This is a genomic window from Actinomycetota bacterium (assembly GCA_035540895.1).
Lineage (GTDB): Bacteria > Actinomycetota > JAICYB01 > JAICYB01 > JAICYB01 > DATLFR01.
On record DATLFR010000014.1, the window covers coordinates 1 to 16865 of the forward strand.

The following is a 16865-nucleotide window of genomic DNA, read 5'->3' on the forward strand; positions in this document are numbered from 1 at the left end:
GACCGGGACGGCTCACCGAGGACCGCAGCAAGTGTGCCCCCGACGGACAGCGCCAGCAGAACGTCACGATCACCTCGCCCCCCTGCGTCCCCCGATGGCAGGGGGACAACGGAGGCGCCACGTATCAGGGGGTCACCGCGGAGGAGGTCACGGTGATCCGGTACCGGCCTCGGTCCAACGCGCAGGTGGACACCATCCTGCGTTCCCAGGGGCTCGCGTCCTCGCCCGAGGAGGAGAAGCACGCGCAGGACGCCTTCGCCAGGTTCTTCGAGAAGCGCTACGAGTTCTACAACCGGAAGATCAAGTGGGTGGCGATCCAGGGGATCTGCGAGATCTCGCCGCCCGACATGCCGTGCTTCCGCGACGAGGCCCGGCGGTTGAACGCGGAGCACAGACCGTTCGCGATGTTCTACACGACGGCCACCGTGCAGTGGGAGCTGTTCGACCAGTGGACCCAGCTCGGGGTCGTCAACATCGGGGGGTGGCACTTCACCTCCGAGTTCAACACCCAGCGCCGGCCCTTCCACTGGGATGTCTTCATGGACGGCACGCGGACGGCGCGCAACGTCGCCGAGTACTGGTGCAAGAAGATGGCCGGGAAGAACGCGACGTTGGCCGGCGATCCCCTGATGCACAACCGGCGACGCAAGCTGGGCATCATCACGCAGCGGTTCCCTCCGACCCAGAAGAACGCGGAGGACCTGCGCGCGATGGTCACGGGCGGGATGTGCGGTGGGCCCAACGATGCGGCCGGGATCCAGACGACGCCGTCGGACATCTACAGCGCCCAGCAGACGGCGGTGACGGCGATGGAGCGGCTCCAGGAGGAGGGAGCCACGACCATCGTCATGCTGTCCGATCCCATCGGACCTCGCTTCTTCACGACGGCGGCGACGTCGCAGCGCTACTACCCGGAGCACCTGCTCGCCGGCTCCGGGTTGATCGACTACGACGTGCTCGGCAGGCTGTACGACACCTCGCAGTGGGTGAACGCCTTCGGACCGGGCCACCTCGCTGAGCCCATCCCGTTCCGCGAGAGCGACGCTGCGAAGGCCGCGGCGGACGTGGGCGTCTCGAACGTGTACTCGGGCGCCAACCTGCTGTACGCGTACATGTCGCTCGTCGCCTCGATGGTCCAGATGGCGGGGCCGAACCTCAACCCGGCCACCGTCGAGCGCGGTGTGCTCAACCTGCCGCCGTCGGGCGGCTGGGAGCGCACCCGCAACCCGGCCTCGGTCCTCGTGAAGTTCGGACCCGGCGATTACACGGCGATCGAGGATTCACGCCACACCCGTTGGGACCCGAGCGCGACGTCCAAGATCGACGGTGGGCGCGGAGCGTACATCAGCTTCGAGGGTGGACGCCGCTTCGAGGTAGGCCGCTGGCCCGGGGGCGAGCCGAGGCAGTGAGCCGTACGGGAGACCTGGCGGACCGCCTCGAGGCATCGCCCGCGGCGCCGCTCCTGGCTGCGTGGCGGGCGCCTCGCCTCGGGCTCGCCATCCGGGTCGTGGCCGGAGCGCTGCTCCTGCGCGTGGGCCTCAACCTCCTCCTCCCCGGGCGGCTCCCGATGGGCATCCTCGTGTACGGCGCGGTCATCGGGGCGCTGTACGGGCTGATAGCCATCGGCCTGATCCTGGTCTACCGCGCGAACCAGGTGGTCAACTTCGCCCAGGCCGGCATGGGAGCCGTGCCCGCTGTCGTCGCGCTGCTGCTCCTGACGAGCATGGGATGGCCTTACCCGCTGACGCTGCTCTTCCTCATCGTGAGCGCGCTCGCGCTGGGAGCGACGGTCGAGTTCCTCTTCATCCGCCGCTTCTCGCAGGCGCCGCGACTCATCCTCGCCGTGGTGACGATCGGCGTCGGGCAGCTCATGGCGTACTTCGAGTTCCATACCCCCCGCTGGCTGACCGGCAACGTCCTCCCGCCGACCGACTTCCCGACCCCCTTCGCGCGCGTCGAGTTCATGCTCGGAGGGACGGTCTTCCGGGGCGACCACGTCTTCGCGGTGGTCGTCGTCGCGGCCTGCGTCGCCGCCCTGGGCGCGTTCTTGCGCCTCACGCGGCTGGGTATCGCCGTTCGCGCGTCTGCTGAGAACGCCGAACGGGCAGCGCTCCTCGGCGTGCCGGTCGCGCGCGTCTCGACCATCGTGTGGATGCTCGCTGCGCTGCTGTCCGCGTTCGGGATCTTCCTCCGAGCTCCGCTCGTCGGATTGTCGCTCGGCACCATCGTCGGTCCGACGGTCCTCCTGTATGCGTTGACCGCCGCCGTCGTAGCGAGGATGGAGAGGCTCCCGGTCGCCTTCTTCGCCGGGATGGCGGTCGGCGCGATCAACCTCTCCGTGTACTACGCGACGCGCCAGATCGTCCTCGCCGACGCAGCCATGCTGCCGATCATCCTGGTCGCCCTGCTCGTCCAGCGTGCGGCCGGCGACCGGGCGCGGGACACCGGGATATCCACGTGGCGGAACGTGAAGGAGTTCCGCCCGATACCGGCCGAGCTGCGGAACGTGAGAGAGGTCGTGGCCGTCCGGGCCGCCGTCGCGGCTCTCGTCGTGATCGGCACGCTCGCGCTCCCGTTCGCGGTCGGTCCCCTGTTCCGCAACGACATATCGATGATCCTGATCTACGCGATGATCGGGGTGTCCCTGGTGATCCTCACCGGCTGGGCGGGACAGATCAGCCTCGGTCAGTTCGCTTTCGTCGGGCTCGGCGCCGCCGTGGCCGGGGGGCTCGCGGCCAACCACCAGTGGGACTTCTTCGCGACGCTCGCGCTGGCCGGGCTCACCGGTGCTGTGGCGGCTGTCCTGATCGGGCTGCCGGCGTTGCGGGTCCAGGGGCTGTTCCTGGCGGTGACCACCCTGGCCTTCGCGTTCGCCGTCCAGTCGTTCGTCCTCAACCGCGACTTCTTCGGATGGCTGCTCCCCCGTCCGGGCACGCACGTGTACCGGCCCTGGTTGTACGGGCGGATCGACACGGGGAACGACCTCGTCTTCTACTACGTCTGCCTCGCCTTCCTCGGACTCGCCGTCGTGGTCGCCAGGCAGATCAGGTCGAGCCGTTCCGGGAGGATCCTGATCGCCTCGCGGACGAACGTCCGGGCCGCTCAGTCCTACGGCGTGAACACGGCCCGGACCCGGCTCGCCGCGTTCGCCATCTCCGGTTTCATGGCCGCCGTCGCGGGAGCGCTGTTCGCCTACCAGCAGGGCGCGGTGGACACGGGCGCCTTCCCGCCTCTCAACAGTGTCAAGGTCTTCGCGATGACCGTCGTCGGGGGGCTGACGAACGTGGGCGGAGCCGTGGCGGGAGCCGTCTACCTGATCAGCTTCGAGCGCTTCCCGCTGCTGCGAGACATCCCCCTCCTGTCCCTGCTCGCCACGGGCGTAGGGATGGTGATCCTGCTCATGTTCTTCCCCGGCGGCTTCTCCGAGCTCGGCTTCCGCGCGCGCGACAGCTTCCTGCGGTGGGTCGCGGCGCGCCACGGGATCCACGTCCCCAGCCTCGTCGCGGACACGCTCACGCACGAGGACGGCAGCCCCGCTGCTGAGGAGCCGGAGCTGATGTCCGAGCTCGGGGAGACGCTCGAGCACGCGCGGACCGACGTGGTCGTCTGTCCGGTCTGCGAGCAGGACGTCCCGCTCGACGAGGTGCTCGACCACCCGCACTTCTCGTCACGTCGGGGTGTCAAGGGACGGGCTCGCGCTATGGCCGCCGAGACCGTGGCGCAGGAGCGGGTGCGGTGAGTTCGCGTCTCCGCGGCGTCACGGGAGGCGCACCCGTCCTCCCGCTGTTGATCCTGTTCGCGCTCAACCTGGTCGACGAGTTCGACAGGGTCGCGTTCGGTGTCCTCACGCCGGAGATCCGCAACGAGTTCGGGCTGTCCGACGAGCAGATCGTGCTGATCGGCGCGACGGTCGCCGTCCTGGTGCTCATGGCTGCGCTCCCTATCGGGTACCTGGCCGACCGGGTCCGCCGGGTCCGGCTGTCGGGGATCGCCGCGCTCGCATGGGCCTCGATGACGATCCTGACCGGGCTGGCTCCCGTCGTCGCGGTCCTGTTCCTGGCGCGGTTGGGAGCGGGACTCGGGAGGATCATCAACGAGCCCGTGCACTCGAGCCTGCTGGCCGACCTGTACGAGCCTCACGCGCACCCGAAGGTCTTCGCGTTCCACCGGATGGCCAACCCCCTCGGTCTCGGTTCGGCGGTGGTGATCGGGCTGCTGGCATCGGCGTGGGACTGGAGGTTCGTCTTCATCGCGCTCTCGGTGCCCACCTTCCTGCTGGTGCTCTCTCTGACGAGGCTGCGCGAGCCGATCCGCGGCGAGAGCGTCGATCGCGACCTCGCCCGGGAGGCGGCCGAGACGGTCGAGCCCGTTCCGTTCGGTGAAGCGAAGCGACAGCTGTTCGCCGTCCGGACGCTGCGCCGGCTGTGGGCGGGCATCTTCCTGCTCGGCATAGGCGCGATAACCCTCCCGCAGATCATCTCCCTGTTCTTCGAGAGGGAGTACGGGTTCGGGAGCCAGGGACGGGGGTTCGTCGTCTTCATGTCGGGAGCCGGGACGCTGATCGGCCTCTTCGTCGGACAGCGGATCGCCGGACGGGCCCTGGCGGCCGGACGGGTGGAGCAGCTCGCTCGCTACAACGGGCTCTCGTTCGTCGTGCTCGGGTCGGGCCTGCTCGCGATGTCGCTCGCCCCGTGGGCGCCGCTGTCGGTCGCGTTCAACTTCGTGGGAGGACTCGGTCTGGGCGCCTACCAGCCGAACTACTTCCCGCTGGTCGGCCTCGTGGCCCCGCCCCGGGTGCGTTCGCAGGGGTTCGCCTGGGCGATCGTCTACCTGGGGATGGGGGGGCTCCTCTCCCCGCTCACCGCCAGCATCGGCGACTCCGAGGCGGGGTACCGCGTCGCGGTCTCGCTCCTGTCGGTCCTGCTGATGCTGGGCGGCGCCCTAGTCTACTCGGCGTGGCGGTTCGTCGCGCGGGACGTGGCCCAGGCGGCCGCGACGCTGGAGACGGCGGTCAACCTGCGCCGGGAGCTCGAGGAGACGGGGGAGCAAGCCCTGCTCACCTGTCGCGGCGTGGACGTCGCCTACGACGGGGTGCAGGTGTTGTTCGGCGTGGATCTCCAGGTGCGGGAGGGCGAGATCGTCGCGCTGCTGGGCACGAACGGGGCAGGCAAGTCGACCCTGCTGAAGACGATCACAGGCCTCGTCGACCCGATCGGCGGAGCGATCTTCTACGCCGGCCGGGACATCACCCACACCGACGCGGTGCAGTCGGCGAAGCTCGGCATCTCCCAGATCCCGGGCGGGAAGAGCGTCTTCCCGACCCTCACGGTCGCCGAGCACTTCAAGGTCGCCGCATGGCTGATGGGAGACGAGCAGGACCGGGTCGATGCGGCCACCGAGGAGGTGCTCGAGACGTTCCCCCGGCTCCGTGAGCGATGGGACCAGATGGCCGGGAACCTGTCGGGAGGCGAACAGCAGATGCTGGGCCTCGGCATGGCGCTGCTCGCCCGTCCGAAGCTCCTCATGATCGACGAGCTCTCGCTCGGTCTCGCTCCGACGATCGTCGAGCAGCTGCTCGAGATGGTCCGGCGGATCAACGAAGCCGGCACGACCATCATCGTCGTCGAGCAGTCGGTGAACGTGGCCCTCACACTGGCCGAGAGGGCGTACTTCCTCGAGAAGGGGGAGGTCAGGTTCTCAGGTCCGACCGAACAGCTGCTCGAGCGCGAGGACATCCTGCGCTCGGTCTTCCTCGAGGGCGCGGCGTCGGCCGGGGGCAACGGCCGGAGGCGGGAGCGCCGGGCTCCCGATCCCGACGCCACGCTCGAGATCGCCGTGGCCGAGCCGGTCCTGGACGTCCGGGGCCTGACGAAGCGCTTCGGCGGCATAACCGCGGTGAACGACGTCAGCTTCGTGCTGTACCCCAACGAGATCCTGGGCATCATCGGTCCCAACGGCGCCGGGAAGACGACCGTCTTCGACCTGATCTCGGGTCACCTCCGGCAGGACTCGGGGCGTCTCTACCTGCAGGGTCTCGACGTCACGGAGTGGGGGGCCGACCGCCGGGCGCTCGCGGGTCTGGGCCGCAGCTTCCAGGACGCCCGGATATTCCCGACGATGACGGTGGCCGAGAACCTGGCGATGAGTCTGGAGAGGCACCTCGAGGTGAGGGACCACCTGGCCGCCGCGCTCGGGCTCCCGGACGTGCGCAACCAGGAGGACGACATCGCTTGGACCGTCAACGACCTGATCGAGATGATGAACCTGGGCGCGTTCCGCGACAAGTTCGTAGGTGAGCTCTCCACCGGGTCGCGGAGGATCGTCGACCTGGCGATGGCGATCGCTCACGATCCGTCCGTCCTGATCCTGGACGAGCCTTCCTCGGGCATCGCGCAGCGGGAGACCGAGGCGCTCGGCCCCCTGCTGCGCCGCATCCGCTCGGAGACCGGCTGCGCCATGTTGGTCATCGAGCACGACATGCCGCTGATCACGGACATCTCCGACCGCATGCTCGCTCTCGAGCTGGGCACGGTCATCGCGGAGGGTGCGCCCCGGCAGGTCATCGCGGACCCCCGCGTCGTCGAGTCGTACCTCGGCGGTGACATCTCGGCGATCAATCGGTCGGGGAAGGTCACGGCGTGAGGCGGCTGGTCGGGGCCACCTCCGCCGTCGTCGTCTCGCTCGCGGTCGTCCTCGCCCCTCCCGCGGGGGCCGACCCCCCCGAGGCCTACGGATGGTGGTCCAGGGCCCGCCCGGCCCTGCCGGGAGGGGTGACCGTGCCCGCTCCCACTGTCCCCGAGGGCGGGCTCTACGTGGCCGGGGAGCCGACCGCCCCGGCCGGGGTGTCCGCGCTGAGGCTCACGCTCCCGACCGGCGCCCACGTAGGGGAGGTCACGCTCGCTCTGGCGAGTGCCCAGGGGGAGCCGGCCGTCCAGGCGTGCGTCGCGACTGTGATCTGGACCCCCGAGCAGGGGGGTGACCTGCAGTTCGCTCCCGCGTCCAACTGCTCGGAGGGGCTGGCCTTCGCCGCCGTCAGCGACGGGAAGCTTCGGATCCCCGCAGGGGGCCTGGTCCGGGAGGGCATGCTGAACATCGTCCTCGAGCCGGTCCCGGGCTCCGTCTTCCAGGCCTCGTTCGATCCTCCGACGGGCGACACGATCGAGGTCGTGCACGGCGGGTCTGGCCCGGGCGAGGAGGACGGGTTCGAGGGCTTCGACCCGGGCGCCCTGTTCGCGCTCCCCGTCACGTCCGCCTCCGCGCCCTTCGACCTGCCCCTCGGGGCGACCCTCCCGCCGCCCGCCCTCGACCGGGCTCCCGCGTCCGGACCGTCCAGGGCGGTTCCGGGTGTGGTGCGGCCTTCCGTCTCCCCGCCGCTCGAAGGCTCCCGGGCGAGGCTCCTCGCTGCCGCCCTGCTGCTCAACCTCGTGTTCGCCTACCTCTGGACCCTGACCCAGGCCACGCACTCGCCTCGGGCGCTCGGACCGATGGCGCGGTACGGGAGCGGAGCGTCGCTCGCTGCCGCCGGAGCGGGGTCCGTCGAGCTGCGAGGGGTGGGTCGATTCGCCCGGCCCCGGCTGGGGCCGCCGCCCCGCCTGTGAACGATCAGGCCGTGGGCCGCACCGGGCTCTCGCTCAGGACCGAGAGCGACCCGTTGCTCGCGGTGGTGCCGCGTGCGACCAATCTCTTGGCGACGGAGAGGGCCTGGGCCACCACCTGGTCCATGTTGTAGTACTTGTACGTGGCGAGCCGGCCCACGAAGTGGACGCCCGGCGTCGCGTCCGCGAGAGCCTTGTACCTCCGGTAGAGCGCGGCGTTCTCCGGCTTCGGCACCGGGTAGTAGGGGTCCCCCTCGGCGCGCGGGTACTCGTACACGAGCGACGTCTTGCTGTGCTCCTGTCCGGTCAGGTACTTGAACTCCGTGACCCTCGTGTAGTCGAAGTCCCGCGGGTAGTTGATCACCGCGGCGGGCTGATGCCGTGCGACGTCGCGGGTCTCGAAGACGAACTCCAGGGAGCGGTAGGGGAGCCGTCCGTACCTGTGGTCGAAGAACTCGTCCACCGGGCCCGTGTAGACGACCTCTCCGTGCGGGATCAGGCCTCGCACCTCGCGGAAGTCGGTGTTGAGCATCACCTTGATCCGGCGGTCGTCCAGCATCCGCTCGAACATGCGGGTGTACCCGTGCTCGGGCATCGCCTGGTGCTTGTCGGTGAAGTAGCGCGGGTCGCGATTCGTACGGACGGGCACGCGGGAGGTGACCGAAGCGTCGAGCTCGGAGGGGTCCATCCCCCACTGCTTGCGCGTGTAGTCGCGGAAGAACTTCTCGTAGAGCTCGCGTCCGACCCGGCTCACGACCACGTCCTCGCTCGTCCGGACCTGCTCGACGGGCTCGGCCACCGAGGCGAAGAAGTCCTCGACCTCGGCCGAGGTCAGGCTGAGTCCGTACAGCTCGTTGATCGTGTCCAGGTTGATCGGGATCGGAACGAGCCGGCCGTCCACGGACGCGAGCACCCGGTGCTGGTACTGCCGCCAAGAGGTGAAGGCCGACAGGTGATGGAAGACGTCGTCGGCGTTGGTGTGGAAGATGTGCGGTCCGTAGCGATGGACCAGGATCCCGTCGGCGTTGAAGTGGTCGAAGGCGTTGCCACCGATGTGGTTGCGCTTCTCCACGATGAGGACCGAGCGTCCCCCCTGGGAGGCGAGGCGCTCGGCCACCACGCTGCCCGCGAAGCCCGCACCGACGATCATGTAGTCGAAGCCGCGGGGGGGAGCGTGCTCCTCGACCGAGGTCAAGGCGCGATCGTGTCCGTTCGATCGCTGCACGCTCAGGACGCCCTCGATCAGATGGCCCATGCGGTCCCAGGTGCGATCCCAGGAGTCGCGGTCCAGCCGCTCGTCCACCTTGGCCAGACCCGCGCTGTGATCGGCCTCCATCAGCTCGGAGGCGGCCCGCGAGAAGCCGGCCGCGTCGCTGGCTATCCGAACCATCGACAGGTCGGAGTACGAGTGGACGACGTCGGAGATCGGCGTCGACACGACCGGGAGCCCCGACGCCAGGTACTCGGGCGTCTTCGTGGGACTGATGAACCGGGTCGACTCGTTCAGCGCGAACGGCATCATCGCCGCGTCCCAGCCGGCTGCGTACCGCGGGAGCTCGTCGTAGGTCTTGCCTCCCAGGTAGTGGATGTTGTCGCGCTGCGGGAGGTCCGCCTCGTCGATCTTCACGACGGGTCCGACGATGACCAGGTGCAGCTCCGGTCGCGCGTCCGCGAGCTCGCGCAGCAGTTCCAGGTCCATGCGTTCGTCGACGACCCCGTAGAAGCCGAGACGCGGGTGGGGGATGTCGGCCTGGTCCGCGGGGTCCGGTTGCTCTTCACGGGCCGCGCGGAAGTGCGTCGCGTCGACGCCGCTCGGGAACATGAAGACGCTGTTATGTCTGTCGCGCTTCGCCTCGTAGAGGCTGCGGCCCCCCGTGAAGACGAGGTCGGCCATCTCGAAGAGCCGCTGCTCGTTCGCGGCCAAATCGGCGGGAGCCAGGGAGAACGCGGACAGCTCGTCCATGCAGTCGTAGACGATGGCCGCTGGGTCCAGGTGCGAGGTGAAGGGCACGGCCATCGGTGTGTACATCCACAACACGTAGCGCTCGAGGCCTCGTTCGTCGATGAGCTCGTCGAGCAGGCGTGCCTGCTCTGCGATGGCCTCGTCGGCGGGCGTCCCGGTGGCGAGGTGAGGGACGGCGACCCACAGCTTGCCCGCCTCCTGACGGACCTCCAGCCAGGCTGGACCCTCGTCGAACACGGGCTCCTCGACGTAGAACACGCGCCGCTGCCGCGCACAGCGGGACATCAGGTGCTGTGGCCGCTGGTAGACGAAACCCCAACGCAGGTGCGACACGCAGAGCAGGTCGAATCCGTGGCCGAGCATGGCCGAGAGATGCCCGTCGCCTTCCGCCACGAAACCTTAGGTGGCATCGTTTCGCCCCCGCCGACCTGGGGTAGGGCTCGCGCAACCCGACGAAGAGGTCGTACTTGCACACGAGCAGGATCGAGATGCTCGGCTCGTTCGAGTCGACGTTCCAGCCGCACCTCGACGTCGACGTCGCCGAGACGACGGAGCACATCCAGCGGTGGTCGGAGGACCTGGCCATGCTCTACGGCGCAGGGGTCCGCCGACTGCGGTATCCGATCCGGTGGCACCGGGTGGAGCGGGAGCCCGGCGTGCACGACTGGCGGGAGACCGACGCCATCCTCGGACGGATGCAGGAACTGGGGATGCGGCCCGTCGTCGATCTCGTGCACCACACCAGCTACCCGCGCTGGCTCGAAAGGGGCTTCGCCGAGCCGGGCTTCCGGGACGCCTATATGAGGTACGTCGAGGCCTTCGCGGAGCGTTACCCGTGGGTGCCCGACTACACCCTGTTCAACGAGCCGTTCTCGACCCTCTTCCTCTGCTCCCACGAAGGACTGTGGCCTCCCTACACCAAGGGCCTGCAGAGCTTCATCGCCATGGTGCGCAACGTCCTCCCCGCCGTCGCCGAGGCCAGCCGGATGTATCGAGACCTCCTGCCCGACGGGCGCCATGTATGGATCGACGCGTGCGAGAGGCACACCTCCGCCGGTCCGGCGGGGGACGTCTTCGTCGAGGTGGCGAACGACCGACGCTTCTTCGTCATCGACACGTTCCTCGGGCACGCGCTCGACGCGCGGCGGCCCTTCCTCGAACGTGTCGTGCGGGCCGGGGGCGAGGACCTGTTCGACATCGAGCCCGGGCACATCGACGTACTCGGACTCGACTACTACGCGCACTGCCAGTGGTCGTTCCACTCCGAGCACCGAGGCAGCGTGCCGACCCCGTCGCCGCCCCCCTTGCACGAGCTGATAGAGGAGTACGCCGACCGCTACGGGAGACCGTGCATGCTCTCGGAGACGAATATCCGCGGGTATGCGTCGGACCGGGCCAGCTGGCTCAGGTACACCCTCGAGCAGTGCGAGATCGCTCAGACGCGAGGAGTGGAGATCGACGGCTACTGCTGGTTCCCCTCGATCGACTCCTGCGACTGGGACTCCCTGCTGTACCGCTGCGAGGGCAACGTCGACCCCGTGGGGGTCTGGTGGCTCGACGAGCACCTGGACCGCCGCGAGTCGGTGATGTCCCGCGCGTTCAAGCAGGTCGTGCGCGGCGCGTCAGCGGCCGAGCTGCCCGCGTACCGGTTCCGTCCGCCCGTATCGACGTGGCTGGAGGGTTACCTGCCGCACATGCGGCACTGGGACTGGATCGATCCCCCGGAGGAGCCGGACTCCTGCGAGGAGGATCCGAGCCTCAGGATGGAGCTGCGGATCGTCGAGGCGGCCGACGCCGGCTAGGCGCGGGTCCGCGACGGACCGGTCTGCACGAGCCGGCCATCGAACGATCCGTCGGTCGAGAACCGGGCCGCGGCCCCCACGACCTCCGCTCCCAGCCCGGTGAGCTGGCGGATCACACCGTCGTCCACGGCCTCACCTCCGTCGAACGCCTCCCACGCGCGCGCCACCGGGATCACCAGCGGGACCGCCCAGCCGCGCAGTGCGCGCACGACGAACTCCATGGTGTTGACGGCCTGCAACCCCTGGACCCCGCCCGCCGTCGCGACCAGCCCGACGACCTTGTGGGACAGGTACGGAGGGTCGCGGTCGGAGAGGAGCTGCAGCCAGTCCACCGCGTTCTTGAACGATCCGGAGACCGACCCGTGGTAGAGGGGGCTCGACCAGATCAGGCCGTCCGCTCCCGCGACCGCATCGGCCAGGCGCCGCGCGTCGCGGGTCGGCGCGACCTCCGGTGAGAACAGCGGCAGATCGAGCTCTCGCACGGAGAGGAGCTCCGTCTCCGCCCCGGCCTCGGAGGCGCCCTCGAGGGCGACCTTGAGCGCGGCGAGGCTGGTGGAGTCGGTCTTGAGCGATCCGCCCAGTCCGACGATCCTGATCGTCATGCCCCGCCCCTACCCGGGGCGGGGGGATGCCAAGCGACCGTGGTGGCCGGACACCGATCCGACGCTTCGCTTTCGGCGCGGCAGACGATGGGGGACGTGCGTCCCGACGTTAGGCTCCCATCGAGAGGCGAAGCGAACGAGAGGGAGACAGATGAGCGAGATCTCGACGGACGCCCTCCGTGGATGGGTAGCCGAGGCTGCAGAGCGTCACCAGGTCCCCGGGGTCGCGGTGGGCATCTACCAGGCGGGGGCGGAGGGCTACGCGTTCCACGGTGTCACGAGCGTCGAGAACCCGCTGCCGGTGGACGAGCACACGCTCTTCCAGTTCGGGTCGACCGGCAAGACCTTCACGGCCACGGCCGTCATGCGGCTGGTCGAGCAGGGACTCGTCGACCTCGACGCGCCGGTCCGTACGTACGTGCCGGAGCTGCGCTTGCGCGACGAGCAGGTCGCGCGCGACGTGACCGTCCTCCACCTGCTGAACCACACCGCCGGGTGGGCGGGAGACCTCATGACGGGCACGGGAGACGGCGACGACGCGCTCGAACGCTACGTCGCGCTGATGGCCGATATCGAGCAGGTCACACCCCTCGGCAGCACGGTCTCGTACAACAACGCGTCCTTGAGCCTGGCGGGACGCGTCATCGAGAAGGTGACGGGGACGACGTTCGAGCAGGCGATCCGCGACCTGCTCCTGGAGCCTCTCGCCCTCACGAGCTCCTACTTCTTCCCCAACGAGATCATGACCCGCAGGTTCGTCGTGGGCCATCGCAACGAGCCGGACGGCTCGATCAGGGTGGCCCGCCCGTGGGCGCTGCCCCGGGGCGGGAACCCGGCCGGTGGGATATCCGCGAACGCCGCCGACCAGATCGCGTGGGCCCGGTTCCATCTCGGCGACGGACGGGCTCCCGACGGCACCCGGATCCTGACGGAGGAGTCGCTCAAGCGGATGCAGACACCGACCGCGGACATGCGAGGCAGCGCGCTGGGGGACCACGTCGGGATCTCGTGGTTGATCCGCGACGTGGACGGGGTCCGGACGGTGGGCCACGGCGGCACCATGAACGGACAGCTCTCCGCTTTCCTCATGGTCCCGGAGCGCGACTTCGCGATCATCAGCATGACCAACAGCGCCCCCAACGGCTCCGTGTTCAACGACGAGGTCGTCCGGTGGGCCCTCGAGACCGCGCTGGGCGTGAAGCAGCGGGAGCCGGAACCCGTCCAGCTCGCCGATGCCGATCTGCAGCAGTACGCCGGGACGTACGAGACGATCGCGGTCACAGCGGAGCTGGTCGCGGACCGCGGCGGGCTCCTGCTCAAGGTGGAGATCAAACCGGAGACGGCCGCGCAGCTGAGGGAGGCGGGCGAGGAGGTGCCCGAGCAGCCGCCCTTCCGCCTCGGTCTGCTGCCGGACGGCGACCGCTACGTCGTCACGGACGGTCCGGCGAAGGGGATGCAGGGCTACTTCGCGCGGGACGGGTCCGGACGGGTGACCGGGGTGCACGTGGGAGGCCGCATGGCCACGCGGGTCGCGGAGCCGGCGTCCACCTAGGGACCGGCTCCCACGTCCATCAGCCGCCTCTCGTGTGCCAGGGGAGGTCCCGGGGGACGCCGATGGCATCCCGTGGTCGGATGCGACCCAGGACCCGCCATCCGTCGGGCCGGGCTCCCGTCCCCATCCGCGGATGGCGCCCTGTGGTGTTCTCGGGTGCGCGACGCACCGGACGGGCCAACCGGCGCCGGAGATGCCGTCGCGCCGAATCCCAACCGATGCATCGACGGCACCGCCCCCGCATCGAGGACGCTACCCTGGCAGCCCACGGGACACTCGCCGATCATTCACGGGAGGACGGCCGATGGACAACCTGGAGACGGTCGAGGCGATCATCAACGCCATCCGGCGCGGGGATGCTGATCACTACGTCGCGAGGTTCGCAGAGGACGCGGTGCTCGAGCATCCCCTCGAGCCTGAGCCGGTCCGGGGCCGGGAAGCGATACGTGAGAACGAGGACGCGCTGTTCGAGTCGTTCTCGGACATAGAGGTCGAGGTCAGGTCGATGACGAGCGGCGGACCGCGAGTCGTCGCCGAAGTGGTCCTCCGAGCAACGAGCACGAGCTCGGCCGATCCGCGGGGAGCCCCCGCAGGTCGATCACGTATCGAGATCCCCGCGGTCTGGATCTTCGAGTTCGGGCCTGATGGCCTCGTCACCGCTGAGCGCGACTACTTCGATACCGCGGCGCTGACGGGTTTCCTCCCATAGGTCGGGTCGCCGGCCGCCCGGGGGGCGGCCGCGGACGCGCGGGACGGGTCTCTGCCTCGAAGGCGCGATGGGGGAGGGTGCGAAGAGCCGGGCACAGCAAAGGCCCCCCAGGTGATGCCCGGGGGGCCTCTGATCTGACCTTACCTGGTAGCGGGGGCAGGATTTGAACCTGCGACCTCCGGGTTATGAGCCCGGCGAGCTACCTGACTGCTCCACCCCGCGTCGCGAGAGCGAGTATAGCCCAACGGGCGGCACGCTTCAGACGGGGGGGCTCCCCCGATGCGACCCCCCGAGTGGCCCGGTCGGGCCATGGAGACCTACGTGGACCGCACCTACGGTGAGGACACATGGTCCAGAACGCAGATCTCCTCCAGTGGGCGTCGGCCGCGGCCTTCGCGGCCGTGGCGGTCCTCGGCCTCCGCGACTGGCGCCTGCGTCCCTCCCGCGACCGGGCCCTCCTCGCGGCGGCACTGGGCTGTCTCGCGATCGTGGCGGTGGCGGTCCAGGCGCAGGCGTGGGGCGGCTACCGGTGGCGACCGGTGGCGTGGTTGTCCGCGAGCGCCTTCGCGGGGTCAGGGCTGGCCATCCTCGAGTACCGGCACTCGGTCGTGCCCCTGCGCCGGTGGGTCCGCGGTGCGGCATGGATCGGGACCGCGGGCGGAGTGGCGGCTCTCGTCGCCGCACACCTCCCCCTGGCACCGGGGGCGCCGCTCACCCCGGTCCAGGGGACGATCGTCGACGCCTTCATCGGGTTGTGGGCGCTCTGCGCGGGGGAGCCGGTCCTGAGGTTCTGGACCCACAGCCGGACCCCTCCGCCGATGGAGCGCGCGCGTCTGCGGTTGATGGCGGGGGGCATCCTCGGCCTGATCGTCGTGGTCGTATGGACGCTCGCGATCGGCCCCGGCCTCTCGCGCGGACCGCGGCTCATCGCGACGTCTCAAGCGCTGATGCTGCCCATCCTCCCTCTGCTCTACCTCGCGGTCGCGCCACCGCGACGTCTGCGCCACCGTTGGCTGCGCCGGGCCGCCGAGCAGACCACGCGGGACCTCCTCGGCCTCGGCACCTGGTACTGGGACCCCGACTCGGATCAGGTCATCTGCTCGAGCGAGCTGGCGCGGCTGTACGGGCATCGTCCGTTCGGGGAGCTGTCCCTGGAGGCGGCTCTCTCGTACGTGCACGCCGACGACCGGGCGCGAACCGCAGCTGCGTTCCGGGAGGCCGTGGAACAGGCGGGCAGGTACGACCTCGAGCACAGGGTGGTGGCGGGGGACGGCACGGTCCGATGGATGCGAGCGGTCGGTCAGGCCGTGACCGACCCCGCCTCCGGACGCGTATCGGGAGTCTTCGGGACCGCGCAGGACGTGACTGGGCGCAGGCTGGCCGAAGACGCGCTCGTCTCCGCGCTGCGGCGCGAGCGGGAGGCTGCCGAGCGGATGCGCGCGATCGATCAGATGAAGGACTCGATGCTCGCCGCCGTCTCCCACGAGCTGCGGACACCCCTCACCGTGGTGATAGGGCTCGCCTCGACCCTGCGCCATCCACAGCTGCAGCGCGACCCGGACAGGATGTCGGAGATCGGCCAGCGTCTGGAGAAGAACGCGTACAGGCTCGAGGAGCTGCTCACCGACCTGCTCGACCTCGACCGGCTCGGCCGGGGCATCATCGAGCCCCGGCGCCGCGCGACCGACATCGAGGCGCTCGTCCTGCGGGTGCTCGAGACGCTGAACACCGGGGGCCGTCCGGTCGTCGTCGATGCCCCGTGCACGGCGGACGTCGACCCTGCTCGTGCCGAACGGATCATCGAGAATCTCGTCGCCAACGCCGTGAAGCACACGCCTCCAGGGACGGAGATACGCATCTCGTCGCGGCTGGTCGAGGGGGGCGTCCTGATAAGCGTGGACGACGACGGTCCCGGGGTCCGTCCCGAGCTGCGGGAGCGGATCTTCGAGCCGTTCGTCCAGATCGGCGGCCCCTCTCACGCGCCTGGGACCGGCATCGGCTTGGCGCTCGTCGCCCGGTTCGCCGAGATGCACGGGGGACGGGCGTGGGTCGAGGATCTCCCGGGAGGGGGTTCCAGCTTCCGGGTGCTGCTGGCGACCGCAGATCCGCCGCCCGGCCTCGAGATCGGCCCGGAGCGCGACGACGCCACCCCGGCTCGACGTCCACGGGAGGACTCCGCCGCCCGCTCGTCGAAACCCTCTCTCAGTTGAGACATCGGTTGAGGGAGGGGTACATGCGCAAGCTGGCAACGTTGGCGGTCGCCGTCCTGGCGGCCGGCGTCCTGGGAGCCGGACCGGCCCTCGCGGACGACCATCTCGACGATGAGGGCAACCACCGCAACAGCTGCTCGGAGACCACGGTCTTCTACGGCGGTGACACGAGCGGTGGGTACCTCTTCGTCTGCGGCGGGAACGGTTTCGCCGGTGGCGAGATCGACTCGAGCGGCAACGGCTACGTCCTCGCCGACGGGTCCGAGTCGAACCCGGACCTCTCGAGCGGCTACGTCGTCGTGAAGGCCGGGCCGGCCGGCGTGAGCGTCGGCTGCTCGAGCAGCGGCGACTGGAACAAGGGCCAGGGGACGACCTGCCCATAGCCTCGGACGGGAGGGAGCCGGTAGGCTCCCTCCCTCCCTCCCTAGGATG

General features: G+C 69.8%; 11 protein-coding genes and 1 tRNA gene. 9 read left to right on the forward strand and 3 right to left on the reverse strand.

Annotated elements, in window-relative coordinates; all coding sequences use genetic code 11:
- The 4 genes from VM840_00685 to VM840_00700 all read left to right on the forward strand — a co-directional run.
- Positions 1-1409, forward strand: a 1409-nt coding sequence (locus VM840_00685; protein HVL80091.1) for a hypothetical protein, incomplete at its 5' end; no start/stop codon positions are given.
- Positions 1406-3739: an ABC transporter permease gene (locus VM840_00690; GenBank protein HVL80092.1), complete on the forward strand. Its 2334-nt coding sequence runs from the start codon at positions 1406-1408 to the stop codon at positions 3737-3739. The genes VM840_00685 and VM840_00690, both read left to right, overlap by 4 nt.
- Positions 3736-6642 (forward strand): MFS transporter, encoded by a 2907-nt coding sequence (locus tag VM840_00695; protein ID HVL80093.1) that lies wholly within the window; start codon positions 3736-3738, stop codon positions 6640-6642. The genes VM840_00690 and VM840_00695 overlap by 4 nt, the downstream gene beginning before the upstream one ends.
- A complete protein-coding gene (locus tag VM840_00700; GenBank protein ID HVL80094.1) occupies positions 6639-7598 on the forward strand; it encodes a hypothetical protein in 960 nt (319 codons plus the stop codon). The genes VM840_00695 and VM840_00700 overlap by 4 nt, the downstream gene beginning before the upstream one ends.
- Positions 7599-7602: 4 nt before the next feature.
- Here the strand turns inward: VM840_00700 and glf are convergent, their stop codons facing one another.
- Positions 7603-9921: a UDP-galactopyranose mutase gene (glf, locus tag VM840_00705; protein ID HVL80095.1), complete on the reverse strand. Its 2319-nt coding sequence runs from the start codon at positions 9919-9921 to the stop codon at positions 7603-7605.
- Positions 9922-10025: 104 nt separating this feature from the next.
- Here glf and VM840_00710 point away from each other — a divergent pair, with 104 nt between their 5' ends.
- Positions 10026-11360: a family 1 glycosylhydrolase gene (locus VM840_00710; protein HVL80096.1), complete on the forward strand. Its 1335-nt coding sequence runs from the start codon at positions 10026-10028 to the stop codon at positions 11358-11360.
- Here VM840_00710 and VM840_00715 read toward each other — a convergent pair.
- On the reverse strand, positions 11357-11962 hold the full coding sequence (locus tag VM840_00715; protein ID HVL80097.1) for an NAD(P)H-dependent oxidoreductase: 606 nt from the start codon (positions 11960-11962) through the stop codon (positions 11357-11359). The genes VM840_00710 and VM840_00715 overlap by 4 nt on opposite strands.
- Positions 11963-12113: 151 nt before the next feature.
- On the opposite strand from VM840_00715, the gene VM840_00720 reads away from it, so the two are divergent.
- Together VM840_00720 and VM840_00725 are read left to right on the forward strand one after the other, a co-directional pair.
- Positions 12114-13514 (forward strand): serine hydrolase domain-containing protein, encoded by a 1401-nt coding sequence (locus VM840_00720; protein HVL80098.1) that lies wholly within the window; start codon positions 12114-12116, stop codon positions 13512-13514.
- A gap of 304 nt (positions 13515-13818) precedes the next feature.
- Positions 13819-14223, forward strand: a complete 405-nt coding sequence (locus tag VM840_00725; protein ID HVL80099.1) for a nuclear transport factor 2 family protein — start codon at positions 13819-13821, stop codon at positions 14221-14223.
- A 145-nt stretch (positions 14224-14368) separates the two neighbouring features.
- Here the strand turns inward: VM840_00725 and VM840_00730 are convergent.
- A tRNA-Met gene (locus VM840_00730) sits at positions 14369-14445 on the reverse strand.
- A 125-nt stretch (positions 14446-14570) separates the two neighbouring features.
- Between VM840_00730 and VM840_00735 the strand changes: the two genes are divergently transcribed.
- Together VM840_00735 and VM840_00740 are read left to right on the forward strand one after the other, a co-directional pair.
- A complete protein-coding gene (locus VM840_00735) occupies positions 14571-16433 on the forward strand; it encodes a HAMP domain-containing sensor histidine kinase (GenBank protein ID HVL80100.1) in 1863 nt (620 codons plus the stop codon).
- A gap of 23 nt (positions 16434-16456) precedes the next feature.
- Positions 16457-16816, forward strand: a complete 360-nt coding sequence (locus tag VM840_00740) for a hypothetical protein (GenBank protein HVL80101.1) — start codon at positions 16457-16459, stop codon at positions 16814-16816.
- The last annotated feature ends 49 nt before the right edge of the window (positions 16817-16865 follow it).

Coding starts and splice junctions, on each gene's coding strand:
- VM840_00740 (HVL80101.1), top strand. CDS start 16,457: ATGCGCAAGCTGGCAACGTTGGCGGTCGCCGTCCTGGCGGCCGGCGTC.
- VM840_00720 (HVL80098.1), top strand. CDS start 12,114: ATGAGCGAGATCTCGACGGACGCCCTCCGTGGATGGGTAGCCGAGGCT.
- VM840_00715 (HVL80097.1), bottom strand. CDS start 11,962: ATGACGATCAGGATCGTCGGACTGGGCGGATCGCTCAAGACCGACTCC.
- glf (HVL80095.1), bottom strand. CDS start 9,921: ATGCTCGGCCACGGATTCGACCTGCTCTGCGTGTCGCACCTGCGTTGG.
- VM840_00725 (HVL80099.1), top strand. CDS start 13,819: ATGGACAACCTGGAGACGGTCGAGGCGATCATCAACGCCATCCGGCGC.
- VM840_00735 (HVL80100.1), top strand. CDS start 14,571: ATGGTCCAGAACGCAGATCTCCTCCAGTGGGCGTCGGCCGCGGCCTTC.